This is a genomic window from Collinsella sp. i06-0019-1H4 (assembly GCF_042849575.1).
Classification (GTDB): domain Bacteria; phylum Actinomycetota; class Coriobacteriia; order Coriobacteriales; family Coriobacteriaceae; genus Collinsella.
Window position 1 is genome coordinate 1958598 of sequence record NZ_BAABYB010000001.1, and the last position, 15013, is coordinate 1973610.

Sequence of the window (15013 nt, forward strand, 5' to 3'; positions counted from 1 at the left end):
AGCGTTGAGTTTATGAAGATGCAGGGCACCGATAATCCCCCGACCCCATAAGTTGCGGTGGAATACGGACTGTTTTGACCCTTTAAGCAGCAATTCAGTCCCTATTTCACCGCAACTCATTTGGTGCAAAGTAACCTGTCCCCCTTGTACCAATTAGCTGGTGTGGCGCCAGCGAGGGTCGGTGAGCGTACGCGCCACACCCAGACCAACGGGCAAAAACGCCACGATGAGCACTGCACGCACAAACCAGCCGAGCATATTGACCGTATCGAAGGTGCACATGTAATACATCGAGCGATACAGATACAAGCCAGGCACCATAATGACAATTGATGGCACCGTGAGGGCGATACGCGGGTAGGTGAGCTTGATTTCGGCTAAGCTCGCGAGCAGCCCCGATACCAGTGCGCCGATAAACGCAGCTGCCTCGGGAGGCATACCTGCGCTCAGGCCCAGGAAAGGAAGTATCGTCGGCGCATCGACGAGCGTAAGGCGCAAGGTATTAGACACGGCGCCGATGAGCCCTGCCGCCGCTGCCATCTTTACCGGACTGTTGAACATAACCGAGAAGCCAAATACGCCGATAAAGCTCATCAGAATGCGCAAGAGCGTAAGAGCCAACGGTGAGAGGCCGAGCGGGGCGAAGTCATCCGGCGCCAGTCCCACACATTCGGCAACCATCCAACCTACGAGGGTCGCCATCACAATAATTGACACAGCATACGAAAGACGCTCGATGCCGCTTCGCATGTCGAGCTTAGCGATGTCGAGGCCTGCCGTAATGAGGGGAAAGCCGGGAATCACAAAGAGCATGGCGCCGATATAGCCTTCTTGGTGCGACATTGCCCCTGGAATGACCTGGCTAAGGCCGAGCAATGCCAGCAGATACGAAACGCAAGCGAGCGCAACGCCAGTCGTCAGCGCGCTAAACTGGCCAAGACCCTGCTTGAGAATATGGGAGCGAGCAAAGTTGCCGACACCGGCGCCTACGAATGCGCAGGCCATCTCGATAGGACCGCCGCCGAGCAAAAAGACGAAGGCGCCGCAAGCACAGGCTGCCGCAAGGCCCTGTTGCCAGGGAGCGTAATCGGGCTTTGAGCTCTCAACGGTCTTGAGCATCTCGTGGTACTCGTGCACGGTAAACCGGCGCCCGTAAATCTCGATTTCCTTTAAGAAGCTCTCCATCATCCAAATGCGATGAGTATTGACCCCCGTTGTGGGTAGGCTGACGACCTCGTTAAAGCAGTGGCCATCTTCGATGCAGGTGCACTCAAACGACAGAAGACTCAGGTCGACGTGAATCGTGACGCCGAGTACGGCAGCAACACGATTCATGGTATCGCGCACGCGCCAGGCACCTGTTCCGCTTGCCAGCATGAGCATGCCGGTGCGGCAGATAATGGATGACTTATCGGTGAGCGGCGCATCGACGGCAAGTTCATCGCCTGCCGTCACGATCTGGTGCCAGTCAGTTTTCATATGGAGTGCGCCGGCACGAGCGCCGTGGTGCATAGGGACTCTCGAAAGCAGCGAGTCCAGGCGCGAAGACTGTGGGGGCTCTGCTGATTCGACCTCGTCCTCGTCGGGCTCTTCACCAACAAGGTCGAAGGCATCGAGCGACGCCGGCTCGCGACGATCGATCAGCTCCTCGTCCTCATCATCAAAGTAGTTGAACTGATCGAGCATGTCCTCTTCGATTGCACGCTCGCTCGCGTCGTCCATATAGACGCTCCCTTCCTGCCGACTAACTCCCATCCTAGGCAGCGACGGCTAAAGGAAACATAAAAGAGACGACTGTCATGCGAGCCATGTGCGCAATAGCCGTTGAGTAGTCGTTTAAGAATGCCCCCGATGACTATTGACGGCCAAGGCAACGCCGATGCCCTGGCAACGACAGACACTATGACCCAATCCGAGGGCACTAAAAAGATAGGAGCCCCCGCTCGTGACCGCGGGTCGGGGCTGCGACAATGATGTTGAAGTGCCATAGGCGCAGCCGCGCCGCAACGAGGTTGGGAGGCTCCCATGCCAAAGTATTCTACCGCGTTCGGGATGGACGTCCACCTGAGGTCGACCACCGTCTGCGCCCTCGACGCGGACACCGGCGAGGCCGTGACGAGGAGGTTCCCCGGCAACCCCTGGGGCGAGATCGCCGGGTGGATGGACGGGTTCCCCGGGCCGTCGCTCGCGGCCTACGAGAGCGGCTACCTCGGCTTCGCCCCGCAGAGGGAGCTCGCCGGGCTCGGCGTCGAGTGCGTCGTCGCCGCGGTCTCGAAGATCCCCAGGTCGGCCGCCGACTCGGCCTCCAAGAACGACAGGAACGACGCCGCCAGGATGGCCAAGGCGATACTCGCCCACGACATCTCCCCCGTATGGGTCCCCTCCCCCGAGGTCGAAGGCATCAGGGACCTCGCCGGCGCCTACGACGGGGCGACCGCGCGCCTGGCGACCGCCAAGCAGCGGCTGCTCGCCTTCCTCGCGAAGCGAGGGTTCGCCTACGGCGGCACCACGCCCGCCGGCAACCCGAGGAAGTACTGGACCTACGACTTCCTGAGGTGGCTCGACAAGGTCAGGCCGGAGGACGATGGCGGGGTTCGGACGCTCGCCGCCCTGAGGAACGAGGTCGAGGCCGCGGCGGAGGCCCGGGCGGACCTGCTCTCCGAGTACAGGGCGGCCGTGGATGCCAGCCCGATCGCCGCGGAGGTGGCCGCCCTCCAGTCGATCAAGGGCTGCGCCTTCGCGCTGGCCGCGGCCTTCTCGGCCGAGGTCGGCGACTTCACGAGGTTCCGTTCCGGAAGGCAGGTCACGGCCTACTTCGGCCTCGCGCCGAGTCAGAGGTCGAGCGGCGACTCCGTGCGGCTCGGAGGCATCAGCGGCGCGGGCAACGCGCTCGTGAGGAAGCTGGCCGTTGAGGGCTCATGGTGCTACGCCGCGGCACGGCACCAGCCGAAGCTCATGCCGAGGGACACGGGCGTGCCCCTCGAGATAAGAATGCACGGGAGGAAGGGGTCCGAGCGACTCCTGCGGCGGCGCGAGGAGATGCTCGCCCGCGGCATGCCCGCGGCGAAGGCCAACGCGGCCACCGCGGCCGAGCTCGTGAGGTGGCTCTGGGCCCTCGGCATGATGTGCCGGGAGGGCGCGGAATAGACATAGCCCCCGTCCCGGCGAGCCGGGCGGCCTTCGGGGACACCCCCTATTTCGCTGTGCGCGCGGAGCCCTCCGCATGCGCCCCGACAGACTTGGGGAACCCCGCCGAAGGAATGGAGTGCGGGCCGACAGAACGGTATCCGCGGATATGAGACTGAGCCGAAGGCGTCGACGACATGCCGGGGGCGGACCGGGACGGGTTAACGGCAGGCCCCGCCGACCGATTGCAAGCGGTCGGCGGGGCCATTGTGGCTCTTGACAGCGGATTGGGTCATATGAGCGAAAGCCCGCCAGAGCGAGCAAGGTGCCTTGAAACAAGGCGGCATTGACCTTTTGGTCATGCCGCCGAAGTTGAAAGGCAGATTGCCGCTCTGGCGGGCTTGCAGCGTCAACTGGTTACGCGGGTTGGTAAACCCGCGTAACCCCCTAGTACATCTTTGCGCCGGCGGGGATGGAAGCGTCGAGTTGGATCAGGTTGAGGCGCTCCTCGCCCTCCTCCTCGTGGATGGCGCTGATCAGCATACCGCAGCTGGGAATACCCATCATCTTGCGCGGAGGCAGATTGGTGATGGCGAGCAAGGTCTTGCCGACCAGGTCCTCGGGCTCATAGTAGCCATGGATGCCGGAGAGGATGGTGCGGTCGGTGCCGGTGCCGTCGTCGAGCGTAAAGTTCAGCAGCTTCTTGGACTTCTTGACGGCCTCGCATGCCTTGACCTTCACAGCGCGGAAATCGCTCTTGGAGAAGGTATCAAAGTCGACGAATTCCTCGAACAGCGGCTCAACGGCGATCTTGGAGTAATCGAGCGTGGGCTTGAGCGGCTTGACGAACGGGCTTGCGGCGTTGCCGGCCTCGGCAGCCTTGGCAGCGGCGGCACCGGACTGGAAACCCTTTTCGGGCTTCATGTGCGGGAACAGCAGGACGTCGCGAATGGAAGCCTGGTTGGTGAGCAGCATGACCACGCGATCGATACCGATGCCGATGCCGCCCGCGGGAGGCATACCGTACTCGAGGGCGCGCACGTAGTCCTCGTCGTACTCCATAGCCTCGTCGTCGCCGCCGGCCTTCTCAGCCATCTGGGCAGCAAAGCGCTCGGCCTGGTCGACCGGGTCGTTGAGCTCGGAGAATGCGTTGGCGTACTCGTGGCCGGCGATGACCAGCTCAAAGCGGTGCGTCAGGCGCGGATCGTCCTCAAAACGCTTGGCAAGCGGGCTGACCTCGATGGGGTAATCGCATACGAAGGTCGGGTTGACGATGGTGTCCTCGCCCAGCTCATCGTAAATCTCGGCGATGATCTTGCCAGCAGTCCACTCGGGCTTAATCTCCAGGCCCTTCTCGCGTGCGGCGGCGGCAAGCTCCTCGACCGGCGTGTCGATGGTGACCTGCTTGCCGAGCACGTCGGAGACGATGTCGGTCATGGGACGGCTTGCCCACTCACCGGAAAGATCGATGGTCTGACCCTGGTACTCAATGACCTCGGGGTTGCCGATGGCCTTGTTGGCAGCCTTGATGACACCCTGGGCGAGCGCCTTCATACCCTCGAGGTCGGAGAAGGCACGGTAGGCCTCCATCGTGGTGAACTCGGGGTTGTGGGTAAGGTCCATGCCCTCGTTACGGAAGATGCGGCCAATCTCGAAGACACGCTCAAAGCCACCGACGATGCAGCGCTTGAGGTGCAGCTCGGTAGCAATGCGCAGGTAGCACTCTTGATCGAGCGCGTTGAAGTGCGTGATGAACGGCTTAGCCGTAGCGCCACCCTGGATAGTCTGCAGAATGGGGGTCTCAACCTCCATGTAGCCGTCGGACTCCATAAAGCGGCGGAAGGTGGAAAGAATCTGCGAGCGCTTGCGGAAGGTCTCGCGAACATCGTCGTTGGCAATCAGGTCGACATAGCGCTGACGATAGCGGGTCTCCTTGTCGGAGAGGCCATGGAACTTCTCGGGCAGCGGGCGAACGGCCTTGGAGAGCAGCGTCGCGCTCTTGGGGGCGACGGAAAGCTGGCCACGCTTGGTGCGCACGACCACGCCGGTCACGCCCAGGATATCGCCCAAGTCGAGGGCCTTAAGCGTGCTCCAGGCCGCCTCGTCCATGTCGTTAATACGGCAGAACAGCTGAATCTCGGCGGTAGCGTCGCGCACGACGATAAACATGATCTTGCCCTGGCCACGCTTGGCGACCACGCGGCCGCCGATCTTCACGACGTCCTCAGTATCCTCGCCATCGGCAAGATCGGCATATTTGGCCTCAATGTCGACGACATAGTCCTCGATCTCGGAGTGCTCGGGATAGGGGTTCTGGCCCGCCTCGAACAGGGCGGCGCGCTTTGCCAGACGCGTGGCGCGCTCGTCGTTGAGCGTCGAGGCCTGATCAGCGACGTTCTGGTTCTCTGCCATAAGTTAGCTCCTCAAACTAAAACGCTCCCCAGGATTCGGTCCCAGGGAGCGAAAACATACCTTTACGCGGGACCGTGGTCTAGCGTGCGATCTTGGCGATGGTGTAGACGCGGGTCTTGCCAGAAGGCGTAACGACCTCAACGGAGTCGCCCTCGCCGTGACCGATGATGGCGTGACCGACCGGAGACTCGTTGGAGATCTTGTGCTCGAGCGAGTTGGTCTCGGTGGTACCGACGAGCGTGACTTCCATGACCTCACCGTTGGGATCGATCAGAGAAACGGTGGAACCGATGGAGACGGTCAGATCGCCCGTGGTGGCAGCAACCTGAGCGTTGGCGAGGATGGCCTGAATCTCGGCAATGCGAGCAGCATTCTGGGCCTGCTTGTCCTTGGCGGCATCGTACTCGGAGTTCTCCGAAAGGTCGCCGAACGCGCGGGCTTCCTTGATGTCCTCGACGATCTCCTTGGCGTAATCGCCCTCACGCCAAGCGAGCTCCTCGACGAGCTTCTGGCGGCCCTCAGCGGTCAGTACGATCTGGCTTGCGTCCATACGGATATCTCCCCAACTATGATGTAACGATCAACTGTCAACAAAACGAAAAAGACCGGCTAGCCTGCGGGCAAGCCGGTCAGGTGCTCACCCCAAAGGGATGGGACTACTCTGCGTCCGCGTCGCTGTCCTCTGCCTGCTTTTTCTTGGCAGCAGCGAGCTTGGCCTCGAGCTCTGCGATCTCCTTGTCCTCCTTGGACTCCTCGACCACAACGTCCTCGGCCTGCTTGGTTTCGCCCTTATCGTCGCCCTCCATGCCCTCGCGGATATTCTTGACGGTAGAGCCGAGAGACTTGCCGAGCTTCGGCAGGTTCTTAGGCCCGAAGATGATCAAGACAACGACGAGAATAATGATGAGCTCAGGAGCCCTCAGTCCAAACATGTAGACCTCCACAATACAGCGAGACAAGCTCGAATGAGTATACCGCGGGTGCCGCGGTATCACAACAATAGCTAAAAAAAGGGACCGCAAGAAGCGGTCCCTTCTCATGCTCTGGTCGGGTTGACTGGATTTGAACCAGCGACCCCTGCGTCCCGAACGCAGTGCTCTACCAAACTGAGCCACAACCCGTTAGCTCGACTATAGTAACAAAGATTTTCGTCGCGTGCTAGAGAAATTTTTATTTCTTTGGCGCGTCGATTTGAACCGTGTTGGGAATAAGCTCAGTCGCGCAGGCCCACCAGCCATTTTGCTGGGCAGCTCCCGCAAGATGGGCTGCTGCAGCGACGGTATCGCAAATGGCAAACGAGCAAGCACCCGAACCACACACGTCCACGGCAACGGTTCCCTCCTGTGCGCGCAGCCAGTCGAGAACTGCCTGAATCCGCGGCTCCATCTGCGCGGATATGACGCCCAGATTGTTATGAACGAGCGCATATGCCGCCTCGGCATCGCCGGCGCGTAAGACAGAAGCAATCGCATCGGGTTTTTCCGCGGGCACCGGGCTCTCATCAAATCGTCGATACGCTTCAACCGTTGAAATGCTCGTCTCGTGCGGTTTGACCAATACGACAGGTGTCGCCGGAAGCACAGGATACTCAGTGGCCAGCACATCTCCCCCGCCAACGTAGAATGCGGGACTCGTGTGCAAAAAGAACGGCACGTCGGCGCCGATACCGCGAGCGATGTCATCGAGCGCGGGGTCGGCGCGGTCGATACCCCACAGCTCGGCCAAGGCAACGATGACCGCAGCGGCATCCGTCGAGGGGCCTCCCAGGCCGGCGCACAGCGGGATACGCTTTTCGATCGTCACGCACACGTTGGCATCGCGACCGTAACGCTCGGCCATAGCGATTGCCGCCCGATAGGCCGTATTTTTTTGCATGGGAAAATCGGATGCCGGAACCGTCTGGACGGTCAACGCCTGCGCCGGCGTGACCGTCACGGTATCGGCTAGACCGACGGCTGCCATCAGGGAATCGACCCTGTGATAGCCGCGGGCGTCGCGCTCGGTATGAACCCCCAGATAGAGGTTAATCTTTGCCGGCGCGGTAAGGATGAGGGACCGATCGGTCACCGTTAGTGCTCCTCGAGCTGGTTGCCGAGCGGGGTAAAGATATGTTCGCCGCTCTCGGGGTCGAACAGTTCGACCTGGCCGGTAAGGACATCGATGTACTGGTAGGACTGACGCGATTTGCGGCCGCGACGCTCGTCAACCTCAACGATAAAGACAGCGGGGTGGACGCTCTTGATGGTGCCCATGCGCTCGATGACGCGGGTACGGCCCATGTTGGCCTTAACCTTGACGCGATCGCCCACCATATCGGTCAGCTTCTCGTGGATGTCGTCGACGTGATTGACTTCCATCTCTTCCATGAATAGGGCCTCCAGAGGGTGCAATTCAAAAAGGGGATAATACCCCTAAGATAGACAAAACTCTAATACTATAGCACCCTGTTGCAGCCATACGCAAGCAGCTAAAAAAGCCCGGTCCCAAATTGACTACTTACAGACTATCGGTGTCGAGGACGATGGTGAACGGACCGTCGTTGACCAGGTCGACCTTCATATCGGCGCCAAAGATACCGTGCGCCACATGCTCAACGTCCTGAGCGACGAGTGTCAAAAAGTACTCGTAAAGTTCGTTAGCGACATCGGGCGCGCCGGCGTCCGTAAACGACGGACGGCGGCCGTGGCGGCAGTCGGCAAACAGCGTGAACTGCGACACCACGAGCACCTCGCCGTCGACATCCGCCAGCGCCAAGTTGGTCTTGCCGTTCTCGTCCTCGTTGATACGCAGCCCGCGGAGCTTGCCCCACAGCTTGTCGGCTTCGGCGCGTGTGTCGCCGTGGCCCACGCCCAGCAGCACCAAGTAGCCGCGTCCAATACGGCCCACGCACTCGTCGTCGACTGTCACGCTGGCGTTGAGCACGCGCTGCACCACCGCACGCACGGTCTACTCCTCGCCCGTCAGCTTGGCGGACAGATGCTCGAGCGCATGGAAACGATGGCTGATGGCGTTCTTCTCGTCCGCCGTGAGCTCGGCCATGGTCTTGCCCGGCGTATCGACCGGCAGGAACAGCGGGTCGTAGCCAAAACCGTGTTCGCCGCGGCCCTCGTGCGCGATAACGCCTTCGCAGGCGCCCTCGCCATAGGTGACCAGACCGTCCGTATCGATAAGCGCGACGACGCTCATAAAGCGCGCGGTACGGTCCTCGTCTGCCACGCCTTCCAGGTTAACGAGAAGCTTGGCGTTGTTGGCGGCATCGTCGCCATGCACGCCCGCATAGCGCGCGCTATACACGCCCGGCTCGCCGTCCAACGCATCGACGACCAAGCCGGAGTCGTCGGCGATGGCCATAAGGCCCGTCTCCTCGACCGCAGCCTGCGCCTTGATGATGGCGTTCTCCAAAAACGTCGTGCCGTTTTCCTCGGGGTCCTCAAAATCGCCCAGCTGGCCGAGCGCCACAAAGCGCACCTCGGGCATGACCTTGCCCAAAATGGCCTCGATCTCGGTGAGCTTATGGGCGTTGCCGGTTGCCACGACGATGGTCGCCGCCGGGTCGAGGGTGTCGATGTCAATCTTCTCAAGTGCCATAGCTGGCCTCCTTTGTCTCTACAGCAATGCCGAGTTGAGGACGACGAGGACTTCGGCCTCTCTCCCGTCTCAATCAACGGCAGTCTTATACTTCGACGTTTTCCCAGATAAAACCTGCCAAAATGAACTGCGTCCCGAATCTTGGCCTTCTTTATTAGAAGCGAACACTAGGACGCTTTCAATAGCCGTTTCCGAAACTCCACCGGGGTGAGGCCGCCGAGCGCCACCTGGCGACGCCTCGTGTTCCAATGCACGACATAGGCGTCGAGGTCCCTCTTGAAGGACTCGAAGTCGGCCCACTCGACGCCCCTGAAGAACTCGTCCTTGAGATGCCCGAACACCTGCTCCGTCGCCCCGTTGTCTAGGCAGTTGCCCTTTCTCGACATGCTCTGCCTGGCGCCGTGCCTCCTGAGCTCGCCGGTCCACCTAGGGTGCTGGTACTGCCATCCCATGTCGCTGTGGACGATCGGCGAGGCCCCGGCCGGCATCCTCGCGAACAGGCGCCTGAGCACCTCCTCCTGCTGGGCCATGTCCGGGCTCGTCGACACCGACCAGGAGACGATCTCCTTCGTGCAGAAGTCGTAGACCGGGGCGAAGTACGCCTTGCCCCAGGGCTGCCTGAATTCCGTGACGTCGGTCCCGAGCTTCTCCCACGGGGCGCCCGCGCGAAAGTCACGCGCTATCAGGTTGTCGAATCTCTCGCCGACCGGACCGCGGTAGGAGTTGTAGCGATGGTAGTCGGTCTCCCGGCGGATGCCGCAGCGGATGCCGAGCTCCCGCATCATCTTGAGGACCGTCTTGTCCGCTATCCTCGCGCCCAGCTCGGCCCTCAGGCACATCGCTATCTGGCGGTGGCCGCACCCGTTCGCCGTCCTCGAGAAGATCTCGCGCACGGCCTCCCGGAGCTCTGGCCGGGTCGCTCTCGGCGGGTGCGCTACGGCATAGTGGTAGCTCGACGGCGCGAGCCGCGCGGCCGCGAGCAGGTCGCATAGGCGGTGGTGCCCTGAAAGGGAGGCTACGACCTGGGCTTTCTCCCAGTTTGAGAGCTCTTCTCCGCTTTCAGGGCTATCGATTTTTTTAGATACGCCACCTGGGCCTCGAGTTTGCGCACGCGCTCCTCGAGCTCCCGCTCGCGCGTCCGCCCCCCGGGGCCCTCCGGCCTGCCGCGGCGTCCCGGCTCGAGCGCCTCCGGCCCGCCGTCGCGGTACAGCCTGCACCAGCGGTCGAGCGATGTGGCGGCGGCGATGCCGAAGCGGGCCATCGCCTCCGACCGCGGCATCCCCTCGTCCACGACGGCCCTCGCGACGGCGAGCTTGGTCTCCATGTCGTAGGTCCTGCGGCTCTCGCCCATCCCGATCAGCCCCTTCCTCCCGGTTGCCCGGTACGCGTAGAGCCATTTTCTCACCGCCGGGGCGGGAACGTCGAGCTTCTTGGCCGCGAGTTCGAAGCCGAGGCCGGCCTCGAACAGGTCGGCGGCGCGTGCCCTCATCTCGCGACCGTATCTTGCCTTCTTCCTGCGGGGCATTTCCGATGCCTCCCTTTTCTCGAACCTTAATTTCAAAGTCCAAGAAATGGGATGCAGTTCAAAATAAACCTGTCCCTTTTTGGCAGGTTAGGCGAGGGCTTGGCGCTGAAGCTCGATGAGCTCGGCGATGCCCTTGTCGCCCAAATCGAGCAGGGCATTGAGGCGCTTGCGGTCGAAAGGTGCCTGCTCGCCGGTACCCTGGAGCTCGATCATCTCACCGGTATCGGTGGCAACGAGGTTCATGTCGACCTCGGCGTGGCTGTCCTCGGAATAATCGAGGTCGAGCAGGGTGTTGCCGTCGACAACGCCCATTGAGATGGCAGCGACCTGGCCCGTGAGCGGAATGCGCTCGAGTTTGCCCGCCTCGACCCACATGGCAAGGGCATCATGCAGCGCCACCCAGGCGCCGGTAATGCTCGCCGTACGCGTGCCGCCATCGGCCTGGATCACATCGCAGTCGACGGTGACGGTGTACTCGCCGAGCGCCTTCATGTTGACGACGGTACGCAGGCTGCGGCCGATGAGGCGCTCGATCTCCATGGAGCGGCCCTTACGATTGGCGTACTCGCGCTTGCAGCGCTTACCGGTCGATGCCGGCAGCATGGCATACTCTGCGGTTACCCAACCGGCCTTGGCGCCCTTGCGCCAGCCCGGCACGCCCTCCTCGATGGTGGCGGCACACAGCACGCGCGTGTCACCGAACTCAGCCAGGCACGAGCCGTGGGCATGCTTCATAACACCACGGGTGAGCTTGACGGGGCGCAGCTCGTTGGCGGCACGGCCGTTGGCGCGGTTGACCTGCATGTACTCCATAGAAATATCCTTTCGGCAAAAGAAGGGGGCAAGTCTTTGGACGATAACCCTGCATCTATTTCAGTTCGTCGATATCGATATGTTCGATGCTCTTGAGCGGCTGGCCAAAGATAAAGCTACCCGCCACCGCAAACTCGGCAATGTTGTCAGACGTGGTGGCAAAGCGATGCTGTGGCTCGGCGGTATCGCCCGCCAGCTGCTCACGGCGCGTGAGGATATCGGTCAGCTCGCGGGTGGTCTCCTCGGCGGAGCTCACCACGCGCACCCCGGGTCCCAGCGCATGGCGGATGGGATCCACCAGCAGCGGGAAGTGCGTACAGCCGAGCACCACGGTATCGATGCCGCGATCGTGCAGCGGCTCGACTGTGGCGCCGACCAGCGCGCGAACGGCTGGCGTATCAAAAATATCCTCGTTCTCGAGCCACTGCTCCTGCAGGTGCGCGCCCGAGGCGAGCTCGTGCTCGACGACCTCGACAAAGCTCGAGGCCGGGCAGCCATACACATCGACACCAGCATCCAAGTCCTGAATGGCGCGCGTGTAGGCACCCGAGCGAATGGTGAGGTTGGTGGCGAGCACGCCCACGCGACGCGTACGCGTGCTGTTGATGGCAGCACGTGCGCCCGGAGCGATCACGCCGATCACGGGAACGTCAAGCACTTGCTGAGCCAGACGCAAGGCCGCGGCGGTCGCCGTGTTACAGGCGATGACCATGATCTTAACGTCGTGCCTCGATAGCCAGCGGCCCGCCTGCAGCGCAAACGAGCGAACCTCGTCCTCGGTGCGGGTGCCATAAGGGCAGCGCTTAGTGTCACCGAAATAGTAGACGGACTCGTGCGGAAGCGCCGTTGCAATCGCGCGCGCGACCGTTAAGCCGCCCAGGCCCGAGTCGAACACGCCGATCGGACGCGTGTCCCCGGCCAGATTATCGATATCGGACATTACCTCACCAGATTCTCTCTCGAAAAATGCGACCATGCGTGATGCGTCGCGCTACGAACGGGCCGCGACCAACAGCTCGGCCGTTGCCACCCAACCGTCGACAATCTTGCCGCGCGTAATATAGGCATTGTCGCAGGCATCCAAGAACTCCGGGGCACCGGCGCTCGTCAGACCGTTCTCGACCAGGCAGAACATGCCAACATGGTCGGCCATGTAGAAGTCGGACTCGGAGTCGCCGAGCGCAAGCGTCTCCTCGCGCTCGATCCCCAGGTGCTCGCAGAAGCGCGCAATGGCAACGCCTTTGTTGAGACCCGCCGGATTGATGTTGAAGGCGCGGCCGTCCTCGACGCGATTAAGCTCGAGCGTCGTCGGCTTGGACAGGTGAGTCAGATGGCCGTTGCAAGCCCAGACCAGACCGCAGCCGGCCTCGTCCAGGATGGCCTGGACCTCATCGTCGGGCACATCGCCGCGCATGCCGACGGTGACCTCACGGTACTTGTAGCCGGTCGACATGTCGTTGTGGTATTCGATCTTGTGCGGCCAGCGGGCAAGGATCTTCTCGCACACGCCGGTCTGCTCGATCACCTGGTGCGGCGTGAGACCGCAGGCGGGGTCGTAGGGCATGTCGCCCGTCAGGTACTCCCAGTCGTTGGCCTTGAGGTCGTACATGACCAGGCCGCCCATCTCGCCAATGTAGGAGTTGAGGCCGAGCACGCGGGCGTCCTCATGGATCATGGTGCGATTGCGACCCGAGGTGGGGACCACCTGGATGCCGGCACGAGCGAGCGCGACAACCGCCTCGACGAGCTTGGTCGAGGGATTGCCGTCGTTATCGCGCAGTACACACGAGCCGGGGGCGAGCATCGTGGCGTCCAGATCGGTAAAGACATACTTGACCTTGGCAAGGCGCTCGCGCACCTCGCCCGAAAGCTCGGCAACGGTCGGCAGGATGTTGTGGGACATGGTCACTCCGTTTACATAGAAGGGGCTGGTCTAGGCGTCGTACGCCGCAAGGGTGCGCTTGAGAATCGAACCGTCGCGCTCACAAGGCTCGGGTCCGTTCTTGCGCAGCATACACTCTTCCTCGCCCTTACCGGTCACGATGACCACGGCAGGACGGACAGTTTCGCGCACGGCAGTCTCGATAGCGGCAACGCGATCAGTCACGATTTGCCAGTTATCATTTCCCTGCGCTTGAACGTTGCGCGCGATCTCGGCGCAGATGTCCTCGACATCCTCGGGGCCGGGGTCATCCTCGGTAATCACGATTCGGTCGGCATACTTGCCAGCGGCGATGCCCATCGTGGTGCGTCGATCGACACCCTTACCGCCCGTAGCGCCAAATACAACCGCCAGCTCGCGCTCGGGATAGTTCTCGCGCAAGTCGCGCAGGAGTGTCTCGAGGCTCATGCCGTTATGTGCAAAATCGACGATGCCCAGGATTTTGCCCGATACGGACGGATAGAGCTCCATACGACCGGGAACGAAGACGCCCTCAAAGCCATGGACGATACCCTCTTCGGAAATGCCCAGGGCCTCGGCGCAGGCAATAGCGGCAAGCGCGTTGGACACATTGAACTTAACCGGCGTGGGAATCACAATGTCACGCGTAAAACGGGGCGTGCGCACCGTTGCCACCACGCCGCAGTCGCCATTGCGAATCGTCAGCGCAAGCACGTCGGCACGCTCGTCGGTCAGGGAGAACGTCACCGTACGTTCGCAACGAGATGCCGCCTCGAGCACGCGATCGACCTTATCCATATCGAGATTGACCACGGCAAAACGGCTCTGCGAGAAGATTTTGAGCTTGCTGGCAAAGTAATCCTCGAGCGTCGGATGCTCAATCGGCGAAATGTGATCCTCGCCGATATTGGTAAAGGCGCCGACTTCAAAGTCAATCTTGCCCGTGCGCTCGTATTTGAGGCCCTGACTCGATGCCTCCATAACCAGCCACGGGGCACCCGCCTCCGCAGCATGTGCGATGCGAGACTGCAGCAGGAAGGATTCGGGGGTCGTCAGCTTGGAAGGGCCCGTCTCGATGCCGTCGTCGAACTCAATGCCCGTATTAAGAGCGGGTCGATGACAGCCCGTAAGCTTGGCCTCGTTGGCGAGGATGCCGCGCAGATAAAAGCTGCAGGTCGACTTGCCCTTGGTGCCTGTAAAGGCGCAGACCTTCACCTTACCCGACGGGTGCCCATAAAAGGCATCTGCCACCACGGCGAGCGTGCGACGAATATCGCTCACAATCACCGCGGGAAGATCAACATCGTAATCGACCTCGGAAACGTAGGCCACGGCGCCATCGGCGATTGCCGAAAGCAGGTACTCGCGCTTAAACGCACGGCCTTTGCAGACAAACAACGTGCCCGGACGCACCTGGCGCGAGTCATCAGTCGCAAACTCAATGCGCTGGTCGCACGAAGCGCTCGGTCTGGAAACAACAAGGTCATCTTCCTCGAGCAACTCTATATAGCGCATCAGAGTTAGCTTCTCTTGTGTCGGACTCGACATACAAAGACCTCTCTCGCTAAATTCAGCCTTAAAGGGCAGAAGACGTCCCGCGGCAGAAACGATGAAACATTCTGTATTATCAACCATCCTAATATGCC

15 protein-coding genes and 1 tRNA gene are annotated in these 15013 nt (G+C 61.6%); 1 reads left to right on the forward strand and 15 read right to left on the reverse strand.

Annotation, left to right across the window (positions count from 1 at the left end):
• Positions 1-153: 153 nt before the first annotated feature.
• Positions 154-1722, reverse strand: coding sequence for a threonine/serine exporter ThrE family protein (locus ACGHEN_RS08660; protein WP_390398797.1), 1569 nt, complete (start codon positions 1720-1722; stop codon positions 154-156).
• 303 nt (positions 1723-2025) lie between these two features.
• Here ACGHEN_RS08660 and ACGHEN_RS08665 point away from each other — a divergent pair, with 303 nt between their 5' ends.
• Complete coding sequence (locus tag ACGHEN_RS08665) at positions 2026-3147, forward strand: IS110 family transposase (protein WP_117846440.1); 1122 nt, start codon at positions 2026-2028, stop codon at positions 3145-3147.
• Positions 3148-3573: 426 nt separating this feature from the next.
• On the opposite strand, the gene lysS is transcribed toward ACGHEN_RS08665, so the two are convergent.
• The 14 genes from lysS to ACGHEN_RS08735 all read right to left on the reverse strand — a co-directional run bounded on the left by lysS (position 3574) and on the right by ACGHEN_RS08735 (position 14882).
• Complete coding sequence (gene lysS / locus ACGHEN_RS08670; protein ID WP_346978581.1) at positions 3574-5538, reverse strand: lysine--tRNA ligase; 1965 nt, start codon at positions 5536-5538, stop codon at positions 3574-3576.
• Between the two features lie 79 nt (positions 5539-5617).
• On the reverse strand, positions 5618-6088 hold the full coding sequence (gene greA / locus ACGHEN_RS08675) for a transcription elongation factor GreA (RefSeq protein WP_006234960.1): 471 nt from the start codon (positions 6086-6088) through the stop codon (positions 5618-5620).
• A gap of 106 nt (positions 6089-6194) precedes the next feature.
• Positions 6195-6470 carry a twin-arginine translocase TatA/TatE family subunit gene (gene tatA, locus ACGHEN_RS08680; protein ID WP_158554565.1) on the reverse strand — a complete coding sequence of 92 codons (276 nt, stop codon included), beginning with the start codon at positions 6468-6470 and terminating at the stop codon, positions 6195-6197.
• Positions 6471-6582: 112 nt separating this feature from the next.
• Positions 6583-6659 (reverse strand) — tRNA-Pro (locus ACGHEN_RS08685).
• A gap of 49 nt (positions 6660-6708) precedes the next feature.
• Positions 6709-7605, reverse strand: coding sequence for a 4-(cytidine 5'-diphospho)-2-C-methyl-D-erythritol kinase (gene ispE / locus ACGHEN_RS08690; protein WP_390398801.1), 897 nt, complete (start codon positions 7603-7605; stop codon positions 6709-6711).
• 2 nt (positions 7606-7607) lie between these two features.
• Positions 7608-7904: a Veg family protein gene (locus ACGHEN_RS08695; RefSeq protein WP_117799674.1), complete on the reverse strand. Its 297-nt coding sequence runs from the start codon at positions 7902-7904 to the stop codon at positions 7608-7610.
• Positions 7905-8034: 130 nt separating this feature from the next.
• Positions 8035-8481, reverse strand: coding sequence for a D-aminoacyl-tRNA deacylase (dtd, locus tag ACGHEN_RS08700; RefSeq protein ID WP_349088621.1), 447 nt, complete (start codon positions 8479-8481; stop codon positions 8035-8037).
• A 3-nt stretch (positions 8482-8484) separates the two neighbouring features.
• Positions 8485-9126 carry an RdgB/HAM1 family non-canonical purine NTP pyrophosphatase gene (rdgB, locus tag ACGHEN_RS08705; protein ID WP_118081031.1) on the reverse strand — a complete coding sequence of 214 codons (642 nt, stop codon included), beginning with the start codon at positions 9124-9126 and terminating at the stop codon, positions 8485-8487.
• Positions 9127-9293: 167 nt separating this feature from the next.
• The gene (locus ACGHEN_RS08710; RefSeq protein ID WP_082222915.1) at positions 9294-10199 is read right to left on the reverse strand and encodes an IS3 family transposase; all 906 of its coding nucleotides are present in this window, start codon (positions 10197-10199) and stop codon (positions 9294-9296) included.
• Positions 10142-10651, reverse strand: a complete 510-nt coding sequence (locus ACGHEN_RS08715; RefSeq protein ID WP_390396430.1) for a transposase — start codon at positions 10649-10651, stop codon at positions 10142-10144. Before ACGHEN_RS08715 ends, ACGHEN_RS08710 begins: the two co-directional genes overlap by 58 nt.
• Before the next feature lie 87 nt (positions 10652-10738).
• A complete protein-coding gene (rph, locus tag ACGHEN_RS08720) occupies positions 10739-11464 on the reverse strand; it encodes a ribonuclease PH (protein ID WP_195624931.1) in 726 nt (241 codons plus the stop codon).
• 55 nt (positions 11465-11519) lie between these two features.
• Positions 11520-12404 carry a glutamate racemase gene (murI, locus tag ACGHEN_RS08725; protein WP_390398806.1) on the reverse strand — a complete coding sequence of 295 codons (885 nt, stop codon included), beginning with the start codon at positions 12402-12404 and terminating at the stop codon, positions 11520-11522.
• Positions 12405-12455: 51 nt separating this feature from the next.
• The gene (locus tag ACGHEN_RS08730; RefSeq protein WP_349088619.1) at positions 12456-13367 is read right to left on the reverse strand and encodes an HAD family hydrolase; all 912 of its coding nucleotides are present in this window, start codon (positions 13365-13367) and stop codon (positions 12456-12458) included.
• Between the two features lie 30 nt (positions 13368-13397).
• A complete protein-coding gene (locus tag ACGHEN_RS08735) occupies positions 13398-14882 on the reverse strand; it encodes a Mur ligase family protein (RefSeq protein ID WP_390398809.1) in 1485 nt (494 codons plus the stop codon).
• Positions 14883-15013 lie beyond the last annotated feature (131 nt).

What these genes read in the sequence shown, in the direction of transcription:
- ACGHEN_RS08660 (WP_390398797.1), bottom strand. Translation starts at nt 1,722, where the DNA reads ATGGACGACGCGAGCGAGCGTGCAATCGAAGAGGACATGCTCGATCAG.
- ACGHEN_RS08665 (WP_117846440.1), top strand. Translation starts at nt 2,026, where the DNA reads ATGCCAAAGTATTCTACCGCGTTCGGGATGGACGTCCACCTGAGGTCG.
- lysS (WP_346978581.1), bottom strand. Translation starts at nt 5,538, where the DNA reads ATGGCAGAGAACCAGAACGTCGCTGATCAGGCCTCGACGCTCAACGAC.
- greA (WP_006234960.1), bottom strand. Translation starts at nt 6,088, where the DNA reads ATGGACGCAAGCCAGATCGTACTGACCGCTGAGGGCCGCCAGAAGCTC.
- tatA (WP_158554565.1), bottom strand. Translation starts at nt 6,470, where the DNA reads ATGTTTGGACTGAGGGCTCCTGAGCTCATCATTATTCTCGTCGTTGTC.
- ACGHEN_RS08695 (WP_117799674.1), bottom strand. Translation starts at nt 7,904, where the DNA reads ATGGAAGAGATGGAAGTCAATCACGTCGACGACATCCACGAGAAGCTG.
- rdgB (WP_118081031.1), bottom strand. Translation starts at nt 9,126, where the DNA reads ATGGCACTTGAGAAGATTGACATCGACACCCTCGACCCGGCGGCGACC.
- ACGHEN_RS08715 (WP_390396430.1), bottom strand. Translation starts at nt 10,651, where the DNA reads ATGCCCCGCAGGAAGAAGGCAAGATACGGTCGCGAGATGAGGGCACGC.
- rph (WP_195624931.1), bottom strand. Translation starts at nt 11,464, where the DNA reads ATGGAGTACATGCAGGTCAACCGCGCCAACGGCCGTGCCGCCAACGAG.
- murI (WP_390398806.1), bottom strand. Translation starts at nt 12,404, where the DNA reads ATGTCCGATATCGATAATCTGGCCGGGGACACGCGTCCGATCGGCGTG.
- ACGHEN_RS08730 (WP_349088619.1), bottom strand. Translation starts at nt 13,367, where the DNA reads ATGTCCCACAACATCCTGCCGACCGTTGCCGAGCTTTCGGGCGAGGTG.
- ACGHEN_RS08735 (WP_390398809.1), bottom strand. Translation starts at nt 14,882, where the DNA reads ATGCGCTATATAGAGTTGCTCGAGGAAGATGACCTTGTTGTTTCCAGA.